Here is a 3,298-nt window from a genome sequence, read left to right as displayed (position 1 = left end):
GGCCCTGTTTGAGCGCGATTTTCGCATCGAGGTGCTGGGGCGCGCCGCCGAGGTGGATCACCCGCGGGTGCTGTCGGGTCAGCTCTCCTACTTCGATGAGGTAGCCTATCGGCTGGTTCGCCGTGGCTAACGGGTAGCTAACGGGCGGCCAAAGGGTGATCTGCGCCGACAAATTGTCGGGCTGCATACTCTTCGCTACCACCTTTGACATAGATCAACGTGATTGGCGGGGGGAGTGCCTAATATGAGGCTGTTTCTCAATCACTGTTGGCATTGCAAAGCGAGTATCGGGTCTGTCCCGCTTGCTGATCAGCAACTCAGTGTCTGATTTTCACGCTCATGTTCACTTTTGGCGGCTTTGGTCGCAATTGTTATGGTTTTTCCAGCCGACCCTGATGGGTCGGCTTTTTATTGCCTGCGATTTGCCGTGGGAAGGAAAAACGGAGGATATCGAGGCCTGATCAGGCCTCGAAGGTGGCAGCATTGAGCCGAAACGCCTTGGGATCATCGATAAACTGGCCAGTGATCCGCTCGTCATGTTCGTGCCCCTGACCATAGCTGCAGAGGATCAGCCGATCGGAGGTGCGCGAGCGCAGCTGGGTGATAAAGCGCACCAGATCGGCGCGGCTTAAGTGACCCACTTCGTCACAGACCCGTTCCCGCTGATCGAACCCCAGATCCTTGTTGCCGATGCTGACCCACAGCCGCTGGCCGCGACTGCGCAGGTTGGCATCCCGCTCGCTGAGCTGGGCTTGCAGCCCTGCCTTGCTCTCCTGCCACTGCTGCTCGGTGAATTCGAGCATGGCGAGCGGGAAGAGGTCGATAAACTCCTCCACCGCATCGAGCAGGATCTGCGGCCCCGCCACCGGTGACTGGATATAGAAGATCAGGCCCGGGTGGCGATTGAGGGGCAGGTTGCCGGCGCCCACCACATAACCCAGTTGCTGGCGGGTGCGCAGCTCGTGGAAGAAGGTGGAGGACATGATGTGGTTCGCCAGGGTGAAGCAGGCGAGATCCCGCGCCCGGGTGGTGCGGGACTGGTAATAGACCAGCAGGGCCGAATCTTCGTGATCGCAACCCTGCTCGCGAATAAGGGTGCCTCTGTCCTGAATGGAGATGAGCGGGCGGCGGGTTTCGCCGCTCGGCTTGCTGCTGGTGCCATTGATGTCGCTCAGGTGCCGCTCCATCAGGGCTGCCAGCTCCAGCGCTTCGGCGGACGTCCAGTCGCCGTGTACCAGCGCCTCCACATGCACCTCGCCAAACAGCTGGGCCACGAAGGCGGGCATCTCCTCCAGCTTGACGCTGCGCAGGTGGCGCAGCAACTGCTCGAATGGCGGGTTGTTCGGTTGCAGCAGGCTGGTGAGCTGGTTGAACAGTTGGGAGATGGGGCGCGCCTTGGACTGGTTTTCCCAGTTGCGAATGAGCTGCTCCTTGATCTCGCTAAAACGGCCCGGATCCGGATACCCCAGGGTGCGGTTGCCGAGGATCATGTCGAGCAACAGCGGCTGTTTGTCGGCAAAGCCGCTCAGGTTGATGGTAAAGCCCCCCTGATGGGCATAGATCTGGTAGCCCAGCCCCGCCAGCTCCGCCGGATAGGTGAGGGCGTTGAGGTGATCGGCCAAGAGCTCCACGGCGAGGCGCGCCATGGCGATATTGCGCGGATTTTTCACCGCATGTTCGCTGTCGATGGAGATATAGAGATTGCCCTTGGGCACGCTGAACTGGTGCTCATGGAGGTGCCAGAGGCGAAAACCGGGGCGATCGATAAGACACGCGGGCAGGTCGGCGGCAAGCGCTGGCGTGCGCGGATCGAGCCGACTGCTGATAAAGGGGTTGGGCAGCGGCAGGGCCAGCGCCGGATCCGGTTCGCTCTGTTGCCAGCGAATTTTCTCGGCCTCGGTGATGGTCGTCACGCTGTAGGGGGTCTGATACCAGCGGGCCAGCCGATCGGTCGCCACTTCCGGCGCGGTAATGGTGATGCGCAGGTTGTGCGGGGTGAGCTTGGCGAGGAAGCGGCGGATCAGCCCCTCGTCATATTCGCGCATCATGTAGTCGCCGTAGAGCAGATCTTCAGGTTTGTAGCTAAAGAGGTTGAGCACCAGCCCTGACACCGTATCGAGGGGGCGGCCGCGCTCCTGAAAGCGAAACGCCGATTCGAGCACGGTCCGTTTTTCGTCGTAGCGCCAGCTCTGCAACCCTTCGCGGCCAATCAGTTTCAGATAGCCAAACAGGGCGGCGAGGATGTCGTCCACATGCTCAAGGCCCAGGGGAGTGAGGCCGAAGTTGACGCCAAAATCCTTGAAGTTGGCGCCGCTGATGCCACCGCCCGCCGAGAGCTGGTTGACCCAGCCTTTCGCCTTGAGCAGGGAGAGCAGGCTGCCATCACCCTCGTAGCCAATCAGATGGCTCAGGAAGGTGAGGGGCTTTTTGTCGTAAAACTCGTCCACATTGGGCAAGGGGAAGCTGAGCGACAGCTTGCGGGTCTCTTTGACCGGATTGATGTGGATGCGCACGCCGAGATCATCGAGCCGATAGAGCGGCATGGTGAGGGTCGGGGTTCCCAAATTGCGATTCAAAATGGGAGCGAAATAGCGACAACACCACTGCAACTGGGTATCGATGGATTCAGGCGAGATCATCACCAGCGCCATGCGATCCGCGCTGTAGTGACCTTCGTAAAACCGGATAAGGTCGGAGCGCAGATCCCGCCCCGGCAGATCGGCCAGGGTATCGAGGTTGCCCACCGAGAATTTGGAGAAGGGGTGCGCCGGATTGACGGTCTCTTTGTGCACCTGATAGCTGCGGCGCATGTCGTCCTGCAGCTTGAGGCGATACTCGGAGTCGACCGCGTTGCGCTCTTTATCCACCCACTCCGGGGTGAAGGTGGGGCAGATAAAGAACTGGGAGAAGCGATCCAGCCCCGCTTCAAAGAAGCCGTTGTCGATCTCGAAGAAGAAGTTGGTGAATTCGGTGCCGGTCCAGGCGTTGTTGCTGCCGCCATGACGGCTCATAAATTGCTGGTATTCACCGGGTTTGGGGTAGGTGCAGGTGCCGAGAAACAGCATGTGCTCCAGAAAATGGGCCATCCCCTGCCGGTCGGCGGGATCGTCAAAGTGGCCGGTATTGACCGCCAGCGAGGCGGCGGATTTGTCGGTATCGGGATCACAAATCAAAAAGACCCTGAGCCGGTTGGCCAGCTCCAGAAAATGGTATTGCCGATGGTCATTGGGACTGGCATATGGGCTCATTGGCGTGTGACTCACGTTGGATTTATTTGAATTTAAACATGATTATCGAC

At 59.7% G+C, this 3,298-nt stretch carries 1 protein-coding gene and 1 pseudogene; one reads left to right on the top strand and one right to left on the bottom strand.

Translation table 11 applies throughout. From position 1 onward, the window contains the following. A pseudogene (locus LD28_RS0111525) lies at positions 1-130 on the top strand (thiopurine S-methyltransferase); the annotation flags it as partial. Positions 131-461: 331 nt separating this feature from the next. Here LD28_RS0111525 and LD28_RS0111520 read toward each other — a convergent pair. Continuing rightward, positions 462-3,248, bottom strand: coding sequence for an insulinase family protein (locus tag LD28_RS0111520; protein ID WP_033137113.1), 2,787 nt, complete (start codon positions 3,246-3,248; stop codon positions 462-464). Positions 3,249-3,298 lie beyond the last annotated feature (50 nt).

Origin of the sequence: Aeromonas finlandensis (assembly GCF_000764645.1) — a bacterium.
Lineage (GTDB): Bacteria > Pseudomonadota > Gammaproteobacteria > Enterobacterales > Aeromonadaceae > Aeromonas > Aeromonas finlandensis.
Note: the sequence above shows the minus strand (reverse complement) of the source record. Positions and strands in the feature narration are given on the sequence as shown.

What these genes read in the sequence shown, in the direction of transcription:
- LD28_RS0111520 (WP_033137113.1), bottom strand. Translation starts at nt 3,248, where the DNA reads ATGAGCCCATATGCCAGTCCCAATGACCATCGGCAATACCATTTTCTG.